Source organism: Bacteroidota bacterium (assembly GCA_008933805.1).
Taxonomy (GTDB): Bacteria; Bacteroidota; Bacteroidia; order UBA8524; family UBA8524; genus SB11.
Genome location: WBUH01000018.1, coordinates 65,491 through 80,639, shown reverse-complemented (window position 1 = coordinate 80,639; position 15,149 = coordinate 65,491). Strand labels below are relative to the sequence as shown.

The 15,149-nt window shown below is 41.1% G+C and carries 19 protein-coding genes and 1 tRNA gene; 16 read left to right on the top strand and 4 right to left on the bottom strand.

Going from position 1 to position 15,149, the window contains the following annotated elements:
• The 12 genes from F9K23_15805 to F9K23_15750 all read left to right on the top strand — a co-directional run bounded on the left by F9K23_15805 (position 1) and on the right by F9K23_15750 (position 7,034).
• Entirely contained in the window at positions 1–933 is a 933-nt protein-coding gene (locus tag F9K23_15805; GenBank protein ID KAB2913932.1) for a hypothetical protein, read from the top strand.
• On the top strand, positions 930–1,148 hold the full coding sequence (locus F9K23_15800) for a hypothetical protein (protein ID KAB2913931.1): 219 nt from the start codon (positions 930–932) through the stop codon (positions 1,146–1,148). Before F9K23_15805 ends, F9K23_15800 begins: the two co-directional genes overlap by 4 nt.
• A 53-nt stretch (positions 1,149–1,201) precedes the next feature.
• A complete protein-coding gene (locus tag F9K23_15795; protein KAB2913930.1) occupies positions 1,202–1,645 on the top strand; it encodes an N-acetylmuramoyl-L-alanine amidase in 444 nt (147 codons plus the stop codon).
• Positions 1,638–2,270: a hypothetical protein gene (locus F9K23_15790; GenBank protein KAB2913929.1), complete on the top strand. Its 633-nt coding sequence runs from the start codon at positions 1,638–1,640 to the stop codon at positions 2,268–2,270. The genes F9K23_15795 and F9K23_15790 overlap by 8 nt, the downstream gene beginning before the upstream one ends.
• 2 nt (positions 2,271–2,272) lie before the next feature.
• Positions 2,273–2,770: a hypothetical protein gene (locus F9K23_15785; protein KAB2913928.1), complete on the top strand. Its 498-nt coding sequence runs from the start codon at positions 2,273–2,275 to the stop codon at positions 2,768–2,770.
• 4 nt (positions 2,771–2,774) lie between these two features.
• A complete protein-coding gene (locus F9K23_15780; GenBank protein ID KAB2913927.1) occupies positions 2,775–3,125 on the top strand; it encodes a hypothetical protein in 351 nt (116 codons plus the stop codon).
• A gap of 8 nt (positions 3,126–3,133) precedes the next feature.
• Complete coding sequence (locus F9K23_15775) at positions 3,134–4,546, top strand: hypothetical protein (protein KAB2913926.1); 1,413 nt, start codon at positions 3,134–3,136, stop codon at positions 4,544–4,546.
• Positions 4,547–4,572: 26 nt separating this feature from the next.
• Positions 4,573–5,289, top strand: coding sequence for a hypothetical protein (locus F9K23_15770; protein KAB2913925.1), 717 nt, complete (start codon positions 4,573–4,575; stop codon positions 5,287–5,289).
• A 28-nt stretch (positions 5,290–5,317) separates the two neighbouring features.
• The gene (locus F9K23_15765) at positions 5,318–5,896 is read left to right on the top strand and encodes a hypothetical protein (protein ID KAB2913924.1); all 579 of its coding nucleotides are present in this window, start codon (positions 5,318–5,320) and stop codon (positions 5,894–5,896) included.
• A gap of 203 nt (positions 5,897–6,099) precedes the next feature.
• A complete protein-coding gene (locus F9K23_15760; protein ID KAB2913923.1) occupies positions 6,100–6,396 on the top strand; it encodes a hypothetical protein in 297 nt (98 codons plus the stop codon).
• A gap of 78 nt (positions 6,397–6,474) precedes the next feature.
• Positions 6,475–6,744 (top strand): hypothetical protein, encoded by a 270-nt coding sequence (locus F9K23_15755; GenBank protein KAB2913922.1) that lies wholly within the window; start codon positions 6,475–6,477, stop codon positions 6,742–6,744.
• Between the two features lie 68 nt (positions 6,745–6,812).
• Complete coding sequence (locus tag F9K23_15750; GenBank protein ID KAB2913921.1) at positions 6,813–7,034, top strand: helix-turn-helix transcriptional regulator; 222 nt, start codon at positions 6,813–6,815, stop codon at positions 7,032–7,034.
• Here the strand turns inward: F9K23_15750 and F9K23_15745 are convergent.
• The 3 genes from F9K23_15745 to F9K23_15735 all read right to left on the bottom strand — a co-directional run bounded on the left by F9K23_15745 (position 7,031) and on the right by F9K23_15735 (position 11,473).
• Positions 7,031–8,230 (bottom strand): hypothetical protein, encoded by a 1,200-nt coding sequence (locus tag F9K23_15745; protein KAB2913920.1) that lies wholly within the window; start codon positions 8,228–8,230, stop codon positions 7,031–7,033. The genes F9K23_15750 and F9K23_15745 overlap by 4 nt on opposite strands.
• A gap of 153 nt (positions 8,231–8,383) precedes the next feature.
• A tRNA-Arg gene (locus F9K23_15740) sits at positions 8,384–8,457 on the bottom strand.
• Between the two features lie 307 nt (positions 8,458–8,764).
• Positions 8,765–11,473 (bottom strand): T9SS type A sorting domain-containing protein, encoded by a 2,709-nt coding sequence (locus tag F9K23_15735; GenBank protein KAB2913919.1) that lies wholly within the window; start codon positions 11,471–11,473, stop codon positions 8,765–8,767.
• A 75-nt stretch (positions 11,474–11,548) separates the two neighbouring features.
• Between F9K23_15735 and F9K23_15730 the strand changes: the two genes are divergently transcribed.
• The gene (locus F9K23_15730; GenBank protein ID KAB2913918.1) at positions 11,549–12,115 is read left to right on the top strand and encodes a DUF3109 family protein; all 567 of its coding nucleotides are present in this window, start codon (positions 11,549–11,551) and stop codon (positions 12,113–12,115) included.
• Positions 12,116–12,119: 4 nt separating this feature from the next.
• On the opposite strand, the gene F9K23_15725 is transcribed toward F9K23_15730, so the two are convergent.
• On the bottom strand, positions 12,120–12,773 hold the full coding sequence (locus F9K23_15725) for a hypothetical protein (protein KAB2913917.1): 654 nt from the start codon (positions 12,771–12,773) through the stop codon (positions 12,120–12,122).
• Positions 12,774–13,015: 242 nt separating this feature from the next.
• On the opposite strand from F9K23_15725, the gene F9K23_15720 reads away from it, so the two are divergent.
• The 3 genes from F9K23_15720 (at position 13,016) to F9K23_15710 (ending at position 15,148) form a co-directional block, all read left to right on the top strand.
• Positions 13,016–13,612, top strand: a complete 597-nt coding sequence (locus tag F9K23_15720) for a biliverdin-producing heme oxygenase (GenBank protein KAB2913916.1) — start codon at positions 13,016–13,018, stop codon at positions 13,610–13,612.
• A 298-nt stretch (positions 13,613–13,910) separates the two neighbouring features.
• A complete protein-coding gene (locus F9K23_15715; protein ID KAB2913915.1) occupies positions 13,911–14,393 on the top strand; it encodes a hypothetical protein in 483 nt (160 codons plus the stop codon).
• An 8-nt stretch (positions 14,394–14,401) separates the two neighbouring features.
• Positions 14,402–15,148 carry a hypothetical protein gene (locus F9K23_15710; protein ID KAB2913914.1) on the top strand — a complete coding sequence of 249 codons (747 nt, stop codon included), beginning with the start codon at positions 14,402–14,404 and terminating at the stop codon, positions 15,146–15,148.
• Position 15,149 lies beyond the last annotated feature (1 nt).

Below are 15,149 nucleotides of genomic sequence, written 5' to 3'. Positions count from 1 at the left end.
ATGAACTCATCGGCAATAAAAGACATCGGAATTGGTTTGTTTTTCCTCTTGGGAGGCATAACAGCGGCTAATTACTTCAAAAAAAAGCGTGACGAGGTTACACCGGGTACCGACGCTAATCAAGAGGTAAATTTGAAAGCTATTGCGGTTGACACCAAGCAGCTAACACAAGACCCGTTTCAATACAAAAACATTGCTGACCAAATTTACAATGAAGTCAGCAAGCGCACATATATATTAGTCTTCTACACGTACAATAGTCAAAAACTATTTGGGCTTTTAGAGGGGTTAAATACTGATGAGTTAAAACAAGTGGCCAAAGATTTTGGTGTTAGGGCTTGGCGGTTTTTGGATGTAATAAATATGCCTGACGCCGGTACCATATTCGAGTGGTTTGAGATGGTGCTAACTAAAGAACATCTTGCGCGGATGAAACAAATTTGGCTACCAACAGGCCTGTGGAAGGTTAGCAACGACCTTAAAAGTAAGTTTAATACTGAATATTATAAGGCTTGGATTGCAGCCAGCTTGGATAAAGAAGCCCCTGAAAAATTGACGCTTGGAAAGTCCGTCTACAGCTTGCGTACCGGAAAAGAAAATCTTGGTTTTAGTGATGCCGGCTATTGGGATGTAAATTCCTATACCCAAAAAGCGGGCACCGGCAAATATGATATGTTTGTACGTCCTGCGAGCGCATCCGCACCTTGGGGGACAATTACCGGCGTAAGTAAACGCAACGGTAAAGCCAACCTTGTAAAAATCAAAATCACACAAGACGGAATTTACAGCACCAATGTTCAGGCCGTAAAGGGTCGTGAAATATGGGTGTTTGCCTCGCGCCTTACCCTTAATCCTTACAGCCCACCATCAATGAATGGAATGGGAATCGTTTCGGAAGTAAGACCAACACAAACAGTAAGTAATTTATTATGAGAATGCTCAAAAACCTATGGACAATAACCGTAAAAAACTGGCGGACAAGTTTTGCCGGATTGGTTTGTCTTGTTGGGCTTGTCTTGTTCTCACAGGGCAAGATTACTACTGAAGAATTTTTGAGCCTGATGGCTTTTGTAGGCTCATTAGGACTGTTTTTATCCAAAGACGGGCAAACAGCCCGCGAATACGAAAAAGAGCGTAGGAAGCCATGAAAGCCCTGTTAGCACTTATACCATTAGCAATAATTTTAACAGCAGCAAGGAAAATGACAACATTAACCAAAAAGCCGCAAAAAGCGCGCGCTATTAAATACATCGCAATACACGTAACCGCAACCCAACAAAACACCACGCTGGCAGCACTTTGGCAGGGTTGGAAAGCAAGAGGCTTTACCCGTGCCGGGTATCATTACCTTGTTTGGCCGGATGGTAGGGTTGAGCAATTAATTGACGAGGGGTTAATTTCAAACGGGGTGGCCAACTACAACACCCCGACTGTAAATGTGGCCTATGTTGGCGGTATTATAACAGGAAAGCCGGGCGACTACCACGATACCCGAACACCGCAACAAAAGGCATCATTGCTGCAAATTGTACGCGAGCTGAAAGGGCGTTACCCCGGCGCAATAATTCAGGGGCACAGGGATTTTCCCGGCGTAGCAAAAACCTGCCCAAACTTCAACGCTAAAGCTGAGTACGCTAATGTATGACCAATACTTTGCCTTGTGGTACAGTAAAATACTTGCCCCGTGGGAAGGTGGAATAGCCGACCGGCCACCCAAGGCCGACCCCGGTGGACTCACTAATCGCGGGGTAACAATTGCCGTATGGAAGGAACAAGCCCCAAAGCTGTTTGGCATTCCGGGCAATGAAAATACGCTCAGGCAAATAACCAAGGAGCAAGCTATCAAGATTGCTTACGAGGTATATTGGAAATTCTACGCTATTGATAAGATTTCCAATCCGGCCATAAAAATTTTAGTGGCCGACTCAGTTTGGGGCGGCGGTGGTTATAAAAGTGTTGGCTATCCAACCGGTACCTATGCACAACGTGCAGCACAGATAAACGCCGATAGCGCAAGAAACAGCGGGCTTTTTAATACAATGCTAAACAGAAGGGTAGTTTACCTAAAAAGCCTCGACAACTACGAGGATAATAAAAACGGATGGTTAAACCGGTTGGTTTATGGCGACTCCACACGCGCAAGTATTTTGCAGCTTGCAAAACAAGGATTGAATACGACGGGTGCAAAAGTTGGCTTGGGTGTAGCCGGCTTGGTAGGGTTGTTTTTCATCGGCCGCGCCGTTTACAAATCACTCAATAAAACCGCATAAAAATGCAGCAAAACAATAACAAAGAACTAACCAGGGCGATACTTCAGGTACTTGCTTTTTTAGCCTGTATCGTCTTCAGCGGCTGCGCAAAGAAAACGTTTACAAAAAATAGCGAGCTGCATTCAACCGATAGTGTTTCCATAGTTGAAAAAGTAAGGATAGATACTATCACAACCAAGGCTGATAGTGTGTATTTCTCAATCCCGGTTTTCATTGACACCTGTAAAAGTTTGTTCAAAACCCCAATACGCATAAAATCGGGAAAATCAGACCTGAAGATTGAACTTAGCGGCAACAACATTAAAGCAAGCTGCTTGTGCTCTGCTGAACAATTAACGATACTGGCCAAGGAAAGAGAAATCGAACGGTTAAAAACGCAGCTTACCAAAACTACTGAAGCTAAACAAGTTCAGAAGCTACCTAATTGGTTTACATGGGGTGCTTTTTCGATACTGGGAATCACCATATTTGGTGTTTACAGAACAATAAAAAAGAAATAAAACAATGTTAAAAACACTACTATTTGGCGGTCTGCTAATAGGCGGTATAGCATACGCCAACGCAAAAAATAATACAAATAGCGGCGGGTTTAACCCCGTTCCTAATCCCGACCAAGAGCCGCATCCATCGCCCACGCCATCAGGTGATGGCGGCAGTAATGATGTGCTGATAACCAACCACGATGTGGTTTGGGATTATAAGAGAGAGTCGGGAGTATGGTACACGCGCCGAAAGCCATCGGGCAATTGGATTAATATGCAAGTTAGTCTTACACCCGCTAACTATTCAACTGCAATAAGCAGGCTTGAAGCGCATTTGGCGCAAGGCCTTTCAGGGTTTTCAAACTTATTATAAACAAAAAAATGGCAAAAAAAATATCCAAAACAGGGCTTGACGGCGTTTATTCCGGTAAATTCTTAAACGGCGCAATACAATTTCAGATTGATAACCAAGGTCCCGAATTACTTATTGATTTCATCAAACCAATAGATGAGGCAGTTGTTTTAGACCCGGTAGCAACTGACAAGAAAACCTTCAGTAATCAATTTTTGAATGCCTTTGCATTTCAGTGGCAAAAAATTGCTGATGAAATTAAAAAGGATTACCCTCTCAATAGATTCATTAAAGAATTTGTCAAACCCTTACTTGATTCATACATAAGTGAATATGAATTGAAGGGTTATAAATTCGGTAATAAACCAACGAAGGTTTTTAAGAAGAAAACTTCAGGCTCCAGCATCCGTATAGATAAACCCGTTGCCCAAAAACCGGAACCAATGAAAGCAACCAAGAAAACCGCCCAAAATCCTAAGCCAGCAGGCAATAAAGCTGAAAAAAGAACAAACATCAAACCCAAGCGCACAAAGAAAGTGGTAAAGAAAACCACTCGCAAAACTCTTGATGTGCGCAGCGCGCCTAAAACAGGCGTTGCAAATCAGTTTATCAGGCGTATTGCTTACTGTATCAACCGCAAGATAGATGCTCGGACAATAATTAATCTTGTGGAAGATATAAAGATGGCTAATGTTCAGCTTCAATCCATCAAGGGCACACAGCATTTTGGATTGATTGACAGGGTGTATAAACAATTGGCCGAAACGGTTAACAGTTTGCCCAAAGATGCTGACTTTGTGAAAATTGAGGTTAGCGATTCATTGCTTAGTCAAATCAAGTCCGTAACTACTAACAAAGAAAGCGAAGCAAGCCGATTAAAAAGGGCTTACGTGAGGCTTCAGGGCAAGGATGTTTTACCAATCGACGCAAAAAGGCTATTAAATAGGATAGATACTGCAATTGCGCGAAAAAGCATATCTCCCGGCGATTTCTCTTCAATAAAAGGAAATCTTGATAAAATAGCCTCAGGCGTAAATAAAAAAATAGCTGCTGATACATCGCTTGCCGGGGCGCAAAAAACCACCAAAGGCTTTAAAGTCGGTCAAAAAGTATTGCATAAGCCAAGCGGCGGAATAATGACAATAAAATCAATACGCGGCGGCGTAGCCAGTTGCTATGATGAAAACAGCAAACAAGGCGTGTCAGTTGTTTCTTTAAACAACCTTGCGAGGCTAACCAAAAAGCCTGCTGCATCTAAATTGAGCAAAAAGTTTAAGGCAGGCGAGGAGGTGCTTCATAAGCCTACGGGTCAAATAGTTAAGATTGTAAGGATTTATGAAACAAAAGCAAGCTATAAAGACAGAGCCAAAATAGGCGGCGAATCATTAGTTCCATTAGTTGAGTTGGAAAAGGTAAAAGCCAAAACCGTAAAAAAGAAATAGGGGTACACCGAAAGGCAAGCCCGGCGATGGCCGGTGTGCCCCCAAAACTTGCCGATATATTTAGCAACATTGATAAAATCCCTGAGCGAAAAGCTGAAGGGGAAAAACTAAAACCCTTAAAGGGCGACCTTGGCAAATTTTTTGGAAACATTGAACGTTACAAAACAGCAATAACTATCGAAGGACACCAAGGAGCGGGCAAAACGCAATTTGCTTTTCAAATTGCTGATGCCTTCGCCGAAAATGACTATAAAGTAGCACTTTGGGCAATAGAGTTGGGTGCGCAAAGCGAACTTATTACCCGCAACAAAGAGAAGTATATAAAGCCGGGCAATCGAGAAAAAATATTTGTTACCGACAACGAATATCTTAATAATATTAAGCTGGCCGCTCCTCACTTTGATGTAATGATAATAGACTCTTTCACCAAGGTAAAATATGACGATGGCGGCGAATATGTTTATTCTAAGGAACTTGATGCGCTGCGCAATGAGTTCCCCGAAACCATATTTGTAGTGTTGTTTCAGCGAAATAGCAAAGAGACAATAAGAGGCGGGCCCGCTCCTTTATTTGACGCAGGGATTAATATTGAGGTTGTAAAGGTTGACGACACCTTTGCCAACAACTACGCTAAAACTTCAAAAAACCGATATGGTCAATCAGGGTTAATGTACAGTATTGCTAAAAAAACAATTGTCAAACCCCCTGCTGTTCAGGAAAAAACAAAAACCAAAAAAGAATAGTGGTAAAATATTTGTTATAATTGTGAGCATGAAACAACTATTAATTTTTGCACTTGCGCTACTAACAGCAAGTTTTACAACCGACGAAACACAGCAGGCCACAGTTAAAAAAGTTAGTGGCAAGTATGTGTTTTACTACAATGAGCCGGTTCAGCCCTACGAAACTGTTTTCACGTTTACTACCACCTACCCGGCTTTAAAAAAGGGACATTGCTATACAATTGCCGGAACAGCAGATTTATTAATGCGTTCAGCAATGACAGAAGCCGGTGCGCAAGCAAAGCAATTTGATGCGATAATAATTACACATGGCCAGCGGGATTTAGCTGTTAAGTTTAAAACAGATACGATAATTAATAACCTTGCTGTCGTTGAAAAAACACAAAGCAAATCAGTCTTTACGTTTTGTGAACCAGTTAAACAATATGATGTTGTAGAATCTATAAAAGTTAGAAGGGGAGACCCCATAACAGGAGAATGCCGCCAACAGCACAAGATTGTCGAAATGACACTTAAAGACGCTGAAAAGTCAGCTAAAAAAGGCAAGAGTTATGACGCAATAATTCAAAGCGATAACGAAAACCATCTTTCTATAAAGTTTAAATAGAACACCTTAAAATTTTCAAAAAAAGGGATTGTTTCAAAAATCGAAACAGTCCCTTTTTAATTAAAAATCGTGTTAGTTTATAAATTTATTGCTTGTAAATCAATAAGATACAAAAAATAAAATACATTTTATTGTATTATACATTTTATTGTATATCTTTGTATTGTCATTTTGAAACAAATAATAATTTAATAATTACAACGATGAAAAACACAATTTATTCAATCCAAACACTTCCTCAAGGTTACGGACACTGGTCTATCACACTTGATATTGACAACCCTGCGCTTAATTATTCTGATGAAGACTATTATTGGGTTGAAACCGGTAACACTAAAGAAGACGAACCCAAAACCATTAAGATTAAACACATCACTACAAATGCAGGGGCAATCGATGGCAATGATGGATTTGAACATTCTTTAGCTAAAGAATGCCTTATAGCAAATGATTTGGATACAGAATACTTCGATTTTTCTTTATTGAAGTCTGAAAAATAATCGTAACCCCGCCGCCCGTCGGGTAATACGGGCTAATCGAACCTTACAGGAATTATTAACCGCTTAAAAATTACGATTATGGAAATTAGCAACGAAAAAATTAACCAAATAGCTGAAGCTATTGCTAATAAAAACCACCAGGTATTTAGTAATAGAGAGTACGATAAGTTTACCGATGGATTGTTTTGGGCATGGGAAAATTGGGCTAATGATGTTATAGAATCCTACCATAAGGGGTTTGAAAAACCCGAAGAGCCTACACATGAATTTAGGTTACAATATACGCAGGACGTATTATCTAATGTACCCGAAGAATGGCAAGAACTAATAGAAAGTTTTAATCAATAAAAAGGGGGCAAATAGCCCCCTTCCGTCATTTTGAAGTAATCACAAGGTGAAAACTAAAACACAAATTTATGGATATAAAACAACAGGCACAAGCAGTGCAGCAACAAATAGGGCGGCTTGTTAAACTTAGTAGAGAAACAAATGGGTGGAGCCAACAGCAGCTTGCGGATAAAATGCAATTGCCGCAATCAAGGGTGGCGCGTATAGAGGCCGGAGAGTTTAACTTTACGGTTGAAACGCTTTGTAGAATTGCAAACGCGTTTGGCAGGCCGTTGGATATAAAATTTTAAATAGTATATACCCCCTTAGCCACCTTGTCCTTAACCTCTAAGGCAACACGTTCCGGCAGAATATCTACATAGTATTCTGCCGTTGTGTTTATAGATGCGTGTCCCATCATTTTAGCAGTGGTTTCGAGACTAAACAACTCAAAACTAACCTTCGTTGTGCCAAATGTCTTTCGACCCCACCCGCTTGACAGATTAACATTTAATCCCGCCTCAGTGGACAAGGTTTTCAGGTGGTCATTAAATTTTTGATTACTTATTAATCCCCACCCGTCCTTATACGAATCCAACAGCACCCTTATTTTAGTTGTTACCGGAATTGCGCACATATTGCCGTTTTTTGCGCGAGCGTGCATAATCATATCAACGCCATCAAAGTTTATTATCTGCTCAGGGTTGAATTTTTTTAAATCTTTGTACTCAAATCCTGTGTAACAGAGAAACAAGAATATATCACGAACCCTTGCCAGTGACTCTGAGTGTGGGCAAAGTAACTCTAATCGCCGCACGTCTGCCGGCAAGAGGCGTTTTTTATCTTTTTTCGGTTCTCTTTTAAATGTTTCATTGGCCAGCGGACTGTAATCAAAATATTCTTTTGAAACGCCAAACCTTAAAACCCGCTTTACTAACTGCAATATTCTACAAGCGTATGTTTTGTTGTTGCTGATGCCACTTTCACCAAGTAGCCAATCGTATAGCCGTGTTGCAATTGTCGGTTTGAAATTAACCGCAAGTAAGCCGCCAATGCCATTTTGTTTTAAGAACAACGCAATAGTGTTTTTCTTAGAAGCGTGAGAGCCAATAGTTGACAGAGTCACCTTACCGCCTTTCTTCTGTTCAGTTAAAAAAAGTTCAAACAGGTTTAAAAATGCTATTTGTTGACTGCCCCGCGCCGTAAATTTTTTTCTGATTGTCTCAGGGTCTAACGGGGCATTAGTTGCCTTCAGGTTCAAGTAAATAGCATCTAAATCGGTTTTAATTTGGTTGAGCTTCATATTATCGGTTGCTTGACCAATCACAACCTGCTTTTTACTGTCCCAATTTTTGACAGGTATTACAATGCCAACGCTAAATTTGTTGCTCTCCCGTCCATTAATGATTATTCGGCAATATAATGGAGCAAGGCCGGTTGATGAGATAGCATTTTTACGCAATATGAACCTAATACGCATTTTATAATTCCATAAACAGTACTGCATTCGCCCGTCCTTTCATGTAAGTTACGCAATTATGGGGGGCGAAATTGTACTGTACCCGATTTTGTACCCGATTTTCGACCAATGATACCAATGGTTGTAAAAAAGAAAAGGCCGCAAACCTCTGTGTTTGCGGCCTTTTGTAAGACACTTTAGTGGACCCGAAGGGACTCGAACCCCTAACCTTCTGATCCGTAGTCAGATGCTCTATCCAATTAAGCTACGGGTCCATTGTTTTTCAGTGTTTCAGGCATTGCTGCCGTTCCGAAAAAGGACTGCAAATATAGGGGAATTTTTGATTGATGAAACACTTGATGAAAATTTTTTTAAAAAAGTCATAAAAAAACCCCGTTGTGTCTCCCGACACCCCAGGGCCAAACTATGAAAACAATTAATTATCTGCTTAATTGTTAATACAAAGTTCACAATAAAAAGTTTCGTATGCAATAAAAATATGTGTTGATACAATAAAAAAAGCCCCGCGGAGTGCGGGGCTTCTTTAAACAAAGCCTTTTGCAAGGCTGTTATTGTTGATTTTTAGCGTTGTATAGCCAAACGTTGAGTATAGGTGCCGGTGGCAGTCTCAACAGTCAGCATATAAATTCCGGCTTCAAGCATGCTCACATCAACACCGGTTGAGAAGGTGTTTACATTGTTAAGCGCAATTACTTGTTTGCCTTCAATAGTGCTTACAGATACAGTATTGATGGTTTCAGGCATTTCAACCAAAACATCAGTATTAGCAGGGTTAGGATAAACTGCTAATGGGTTATTGGCTGTATTTCCAACACTGTTCATACGCTCTCTAACCAATGTTATAGCAAAAGGCTGGTTGGCAAACCTGTTGTATGAGCCTGTAGTAGCCCTAACAGTCCATTGCAGTGATATAGATTGACCCACATTGATACCTTGTGCATTCATCAAGTTGATGATTTGGAAGTAAGGTAATGAAATAGACGGAGCACTACCACCAACATTTGATGGGAAGCTTGCCAATGGGCTTGAGAAATCACCCGCAGGTACATCCAACATAAAGGTGTAGGTAGCAGGGTTTAAGCCTTGCGCAGGTATTGGAGTTCCCCAAGTAGCATCCAATGTTTGGATAGATGCGCCTTGAATAGTTACTGTGCTGCCGTTTGCAGGGGTTAGCAGGTTGAATGCTGAAAGTGAATCAGCAGGGATGATAATATCGTTGCTGTCGCGAGGGAACAATTGGTAACCGCTGTTGTAGGGTGATGAAGCATCAAACTGACCGCCAATACCAATAATGCTAAATGCTTTGGTTGGTTTTGGTTTTCCGATAAGTTTGTGGGTATTAGGTACTAAACGAACCATTACAGAGTCAGCACCGCCGTTGTAGTAAACATATTGGTTACCTGAAATCCAGTTGCCGGTTTTAGCAGTAACGTTGTTCATACGTACAAGTTCCGATTCGCCGTTTTCATTCAAAGTAGTGATCAAGAAAGGAGTTCTTAGCGGTTGGTTTGATTGGTGGAAGATAATCGTATCCAAGAAATCAAGCTGAGCCAAACCGTTGAATTGTGATAACCTGCCACGAATGGTTAAGCTATCGCCTTGGGCAACTGTATAGCCAAATGCACTGGCAGGGCTAAAAATACCGATACCCGCAGTTTGGTCGCGCAAAGTAAATTGGAAACCTGTGGTTCTTAAGTTATCACCGTAAACAACACCTGTAATTTCATACAATTTGTTCAAAGAGTCAGAAACACCATTTGCATTCACACCCCTTATGTCGGCAATGTTCACCTTGCGGTAATCGTTATCAGTAATAGTTACCAAAGCGCTGTCGCTATTGCTAAACACAGCACCGTTAGTAGCGTTGCTTAGTGCAAACCAGATGGTTTCAACAGCTTCAGAAACATTATCATTAATAATAGGAATATTAACCACAATGCTATCCGATGAGTTAGCAGGGAAGTTAATCACCTGTGGCGAAGAGAACGTATAATCAGAACCGGCTGTAGCATTACCGCCTACTACTGAAAGACTGCAAGTAGTGGCATTGCTGTTAGCATTGGCAATATCAATTTGAAGTGAGATGCTGCCTACTGCTTCGCTAACGTTGAACGAAGTAACTTTAAAGCTAAGTTCAGGATAGTTTGATGAAGTACCTTTTACATATACTTTTTTATCGGTAGCACCGGGGCTGCTAAACACGATTGAGTCTTCGAACACACCGGTAGAAGTTGGGTTGAAACGAACATCTAAAACAGTAGTAGTGATAGTGCCTGATGAATGAGGAACTTTAATAGTACCACTAGAAAACGCATTAACACCTGTGCGGATTTCGAAAGGAGCATTTACACTAATCATTAATGAATCGGTAAGGTTGCTGCCTTCAAAAACAAAGTTAGACGCTGATGAAGGGTTGTTAGGATAAGTTAAACCAAAATCATTAGTAAAACCTGCGGTGTTTACAACAATAGTAGGGTTGCTTGATGTGATGGTAATTTGTGTAGCAATACTATCAATAGTAGCCGCACTGGTTAAAACTTTTGTTACGGCTGAACGGGCAGTTGTCCATGTATTTGAAGTAGCATCATAAGTACCTGTTAATTGAGTAAATGAACTTGCTACGTTAATATCAGGAGCAATAAACGTGTTAGTACCTTCACCAAACAAACCTTGTGAGTTGCTGTATTTATCATTGGTAGGCACAGTATAGCCTGCACCCGCAGTAGCAGGTTTAGCAGTACCTATACCTGAACCCATAAATATAGCATCAATAGGCACAGCAGTAGAATCGTTGGCAGTTAGTGCGCCTACAAAAACGCCTACACCATCAGCATTAGCACCACCGTTACCAAAAATACCTCCGCCATTTGAATTGGCAGAGCCAAAACCATCACCCGCTGTAGTATGTGGTGTAAGGGTTTTAATCCAAATTTGGCTGCTTATATCAGCACTTTGTCCACCGCTTACTTTTTTACCTGAGCCACCTACATAAAAAACGTCACCTTTATTTACAGTTCCGCTGTTTAGGTGAAAACCGTAAGAAATGCTTAAACCGTTTACCCATCCTTTTTTTGTTGCTGTACCGTTGTTAAGAAAAACAACCGTGTGTGGGTTGGTAGAAAAGTTGATGTTTTGCGTTGCAACTAGCTGAACATACTCGTACATCGAGTCTGTTCCCGAAGGGTTACCCATAACCCCTGAGATAACAATTTGCGAAAAGCCTACCTTTGCAAACACAAACAGGCACAATAGCGTTAAAATTCTCTTCATAACTTTATATTTTGGTTCAAAGGTCAAATTTATATGTTAAGAATGCGTTATCCAAAAGTTGAATCACTTACTTAAATGATTATAATACAAGACACTATAATTTCTGAACATCTTTTTGACATTAACTTTACTTGTCACCTCGAAAAGTGCAAAGGGGCGTGCTGTGTAGAAGGGGATAGGGGCGCACCGCTGGATGCCAACGATATTGAGCAAATAGCAAACAACCTGGAGGCAGTGAAGCCGTATATGACCCCCGAATACATAAAAGCGATTGACGAAAACGGTTTTTATGAAATAGATGAAGACGGAGAGGCAGTAACTACTTGCCAACCTACCGGTGAGTGTAATTTTGTGGTATATGACCACACAGGCACAACACAATGTGCTATAGAACTGGCACATAAGGATGGTAAAATAGACTATAAAAAGCCCGTATCGTGCCATTTATACCCCGTGCGCATACAAAAATACAAGCACTACATGGCCGTAAACTACAGCCAGTGGGATATATGCAATGCCGCCTGCTCATTGGGTAATGAACTTAAAATGCCCGTGTACCGCTTTGTAAAAGATGCCTTGATACGCAAATTTGGCCAAGAGTGGTATAATGAGTTAGAAACGCACGCACCCAACCACCCCTGATGGGTTAGAAACCTTGCCCAAAAGGTGTGGGCACTTGCTTTAGTCTTCTTGAGAAAATAAAATACCCTAAAATATCGGTAGCTGTTTTTAGCAACAAAAAGTAGATAAACGTTTCAATCTTAAAGTTGGTAAAACCAAGAATAATAAAGATGTGCATGGGCACAACCCGCAAATAAGGCGAAAAAAACAGCGTAGCCATTATAGGAGGTTTAGCACGGTCGTAGTGTATAGCCTCCTTTGTTTCAACAATCAGCCCGATAATAATAGCCACAAGCGTACCCAGCAACAACAAAAAATCAACCCTGCCGGGTATTTCGCTCATCATAACAGCAAGAAAAATCAGGTACATAAAGTGAAACATCCCAAAATGCAGCATAAAAAATACCACACTGCCCCATTTGGCTTTTGAAGTATTTTGCAAGGGTTTGCCGTTTACCTTAAAGTTAGAAGGGTCGAAATTTCTTAACGAGCCCATCCGTATCACATGGAAAAAGCCAATCAACACACTTTGAAAATAATAGGTGATAATAATGGTTGATGCCTTTGAATTATCCGTGTAAAACAACGCAATCAGCAAGACGTTTGAGGCCAACAACGATACAAACACAGGATCAGTGAGTGTTTTTTGGAGACTATATGACGACTTACTTGCTTCCATACCGTAAAAATAACATATAACTTTATTCAAGATAGGGGATAGGAGGTAAATACTTCCAAAAACTACTTTGTCATAAAATTGTCAATTGCGGTGACAATCAACCGAAAAAGGGTAACGTAAATACACTTTAAGGCCATTGAATGTCATATTTTGCAAAGCGAAATGTCATTTTTTATCGCATTGTCAATTTTTTGTCATAAAAGTATGTATAATTGCATTGTTTAAAATCATTCTAAATAAAAATGATACTTGAAAGGTTAAAATTAGAAACACGTCCGCACCACGACAGGATTGAAGAAGTAGGTTTTTCAACTAAAATAATGAGCGGCCAGCTTACACTTGATGAGTACAAGCTGCTGGTGATTAACAACTACCGCATACACAAACTGGTAGAAGAAACGCTGGAACAAAACCCACAGGTGAAAAACCTTGAGGGGCTTGAGTTTGACAGCCGCAAAAAAACTGCAGCTCTTGCAAAAGACCTTGAAGTATTGGGTTTGAACCCTGCTGATTACCCCACCAATGATATTAGCCTTGATTTGTCTGATTTTCACAACGCTATGGGCACCTATTACGTGCTTGAAGGCAGCACACTGGGCGGTAGCGTAATTGCCCGCCAGCTTGCCAAAAACGAAGCCATTGCGGCCGCCACCGGAAACGAGTTTAACTTTTACGGTTGCTACGGCGATATGGTAGGCCCACGTTGGAAAGCATTTCAGCAAGTATTACTAAACGTGGCTACTGATACCACCGCCGAAGATAAAATGGTAGCCGGTGCAGCCGCTACTTTTGATGCCATGACCCAAATGTTTATCCAATCTCGCGGATTGGCCAACTAATAAAAGCCTTGCACACAGGCTGTGTGTAATTTTTAAACTACCCTGAGAACCCGCCCCACAAGGCGGGTTTTCTTTTTGGTATAACTGTCGTTCGTGCACCCGTCAATCGGTCTCCCCAAGCAATCCCAGCCCATAAATACCAACGGATTGCTTCAAAACCCCAAAGCGATTTTTCGCAATGACGATAGACAGGCATACGTGCGGTTGCCCATCCTGAGCCTGTCGAAGGGTGCAGCTTCAATACCAAATTCTAAATAATAAATTCTAAACTTGTAACACCCAATAACCCAATTATCGAATGATAAACGAAAACCCTTTGTGGAAACGACTGATGGATTACCACCTTGATAATCCTACGGTCAAATTTCCGTTTAGCGCAAGGCTGGCAAGGGAAAACGGTTGGGAGTTGGCCTATGCACTTGAGGCCATACACGAGTACAAAAAGTTTATGTTTTTGTTGTGTGTGAGTAACAAACCTCTTACCCCCAGCGATGAAATAGACCAAGTGTGGCACCTGCATCTGCTTTATACCCACGAGTATTGGGAGGTGTTTTGTCCCCAAGTGTTGCAAAAAACCATACACCACACCCCCACAGAGGGCGGCACTGCTGAGGGCGAAAAATTTACTGATTGGTATGCGCAAACGTTTATCGAGTATGAAAAGCATTTTGGCAAAAAGCCGCCTGAACCCCTATGGCCGCCTTCAAAAATCCGATTTAAAGAAACTAACTTTACCCGAGTAAACAGAAATAGGTTTTGGTTGCTGAAAAAACCTAAATAATTGTAAGCATGGAGTTACTGAAAACCCTTACCCCCGCCGAAACTTATTTTTTAGTCCACAAGGCCGAAATGAGCCAAAAACAGTTTTTACGCTTCACCTTGATGGATTTGATATTGAAGGGTGTACTTAATATAGTTGAGATTGAAAAAGACAATGTAAAATACCCTTACATGCTGGCAGGGGTTAATTTTGCAACTTACACCCCTAAACCCTACGAAGAGAGTTTTTTGCGTGCTTGCAAGTTTGACGAAGGGTATCAAACCTCCTTAAAAAACTATATTACTATCATCCTTCCCCTTACCAAACGATATAAACGCCAAATAGGACAAACCCCGCACATGGGGGGCTATTTTTACCGTACGTGGCTGCAACGCAACTTAATTGGCGGCTATAGTTTTACCAACGTTGGTGCACAAGCAGCTACTGAGCTAAAGGACTTACTGAAAAATGCAAATGATGAATACCACATCAACGGTGCGGTTACTGAAACGAAAAAACTCTTGGGTAATAACATTATACTGCTTACAGGTTTTAGCAGCCAAGATTTAACAGTTTTTGACGAGGAGATGAAACGCAAAGAAACTGCCGGCACTATTACAGGCGGCGATACGGGTATTGGATGGTGGTATTTTGACAGCGGAGTGAGCAATGGTTTTGATGCGGATTACGGCAGTGCATCTGATTCGTCAGGAGATTCAAGTGGGGATGGTGATTCAGGCTGCAGTGGTTGCGGAGGCTGTGGCGGTGGTGATTAAC

What these genes read in the sequence shown, in the direction of transcription:
- F9K23_15805 (KAB2913932.1), top strand. Translation starts at nt 1, where the DNA reads ATGAACTCATCGGCAATAAAAGACATCGGAATTGGTTTGTTTTTCCTC.
- F9K23_15800 (KAB2913931.1), top strand. Translation starts at nt 930, where the DNA reads ATGAGAATGCTCAAAAACCTATGGACAATAACCGTAAAAAACTGGCGG.
- F9K23_15795 (KAB2913930.1), top strand. Translation starts at nt 1,202, where the DNA reads ATGACAACATTAACCAAAAAGCCGCAAAAAGCGCGCGCTATTAAATAC.
- F9K23_15790 (KAB2913929.1), top strand. Translation starts at nt 1,638, where the DNA reads ATGTATGACCAATACTTTGCCTTGTGGTACAGTAAAATACTTGCCCCG.
- F9K23_15785 (KAB2913928.1), top strand. Translation starts at nt 2,273, where the DNA reads ATGCAGCAAAACAATAACAAAGAACTAACCAGGGCGATACTTCAGGTA.
- F9K23_15780 (KAB2913927.1), top strand. Translation starts at nt 2,775, where the DNA reads ATGTTAAAAACACTACTATTTGGCGGTCTGCTAATAGGCGGTATAGCA.
- F9K23_15775 (KAB2913926.1), top strand. Translation starts at nt 3,134, where the DNA reads ATGGCAAAAAAAATATCCAAAACAGGGCTTGACGGCGTTTATTCCGGT.
- F9K23_15770 (KAB2913925.1), top strand. Translation starts at nt 4,573, where the DNA reads ATGGCCGGTGTGCCCCCAAAACTTGCCGATATATTTAGCAACATTGAT.
- F9K23_15765 (KAB2913924.1), top strand. Translation starts at nt 5,318, where the DNA reads ATGAAACAACTATTAATTTTTGCACTTGCGCTACTAACAGCAAGTTTT.
- F9K23_15760 (KAB2913923.1), top strand. Translation starts at nt 6,100, where the DNA reads ATGAAAAACACAATTTATTCAATCCAAACACTTCCTCAAGGTTACGGA.
- F9K23_15755 (KAB2913922.1), top strand. Translation starts at nt 6,475, where the DNA reads ATGGAAATTAGCAACGAAAAAATTAACCAAATAGCTGAAGCTATTGCT.
- F9K23_15750 (KAB2913921.1), top strand. Translation starts at nt 6,813, where the DNA reads ATGGATATAAAACAACAGGCACAAGCAGTGCAGCAACAAATAGGGCGG.
- F9K23_15745 (KAB2913920.1), bottom strand. Translation starts at nt 8,230, where the DNA reads ATGCAGTACTGTTTATGGAATTATAAAATGCGTATTAGGTTCATATTG.
- F9K23_15735 (KAB2913919.1), bottom strand. Translation starts at nt 11,473, where the DNA reads ATGAAGAGAATTTTAACGCTATTGTGCCTGTTTGTGTTTGCAAAGGTA.
- F9K23_15730 (KAB2913918.1), top strand. Translation starts at nt 11,549, where the DNA reads ATGATTATAATACAAGACACTATAATTTCTGAACATCTTTTTGACATT.
- F9K23_15725 (KAB2913917.1), bottom strand. Translation starts at nt 12,773, where the DNA reads ATGGAAGCAAGTAAGTCGTCATATAGTCTCCAAAAAACACTCACTGAT.
- F9K23_15720 (KAB2913916.1), top strand. Translation starts at nt 13,016, where the DNA reads ATGATACTTGAAAGGTTAAAATTAGAAACACGTCCGCACCACGACAGG.
- F9K23_15715 (KAB2913915.1), top strand. Translation starts at nt 13,911, where the DNA reads ATGATAAACGAAAACCCTTTGTGGAAACGACTGATGGATTACCACCTT.
- F9K23_15710 (KAB2913914.1), top strand. Translation starts at nt 14,402, where the DNA reads ATGGAGTTACTGAAAACCCTTACCCCCGCCGAAACTTATTTTTTAGTC.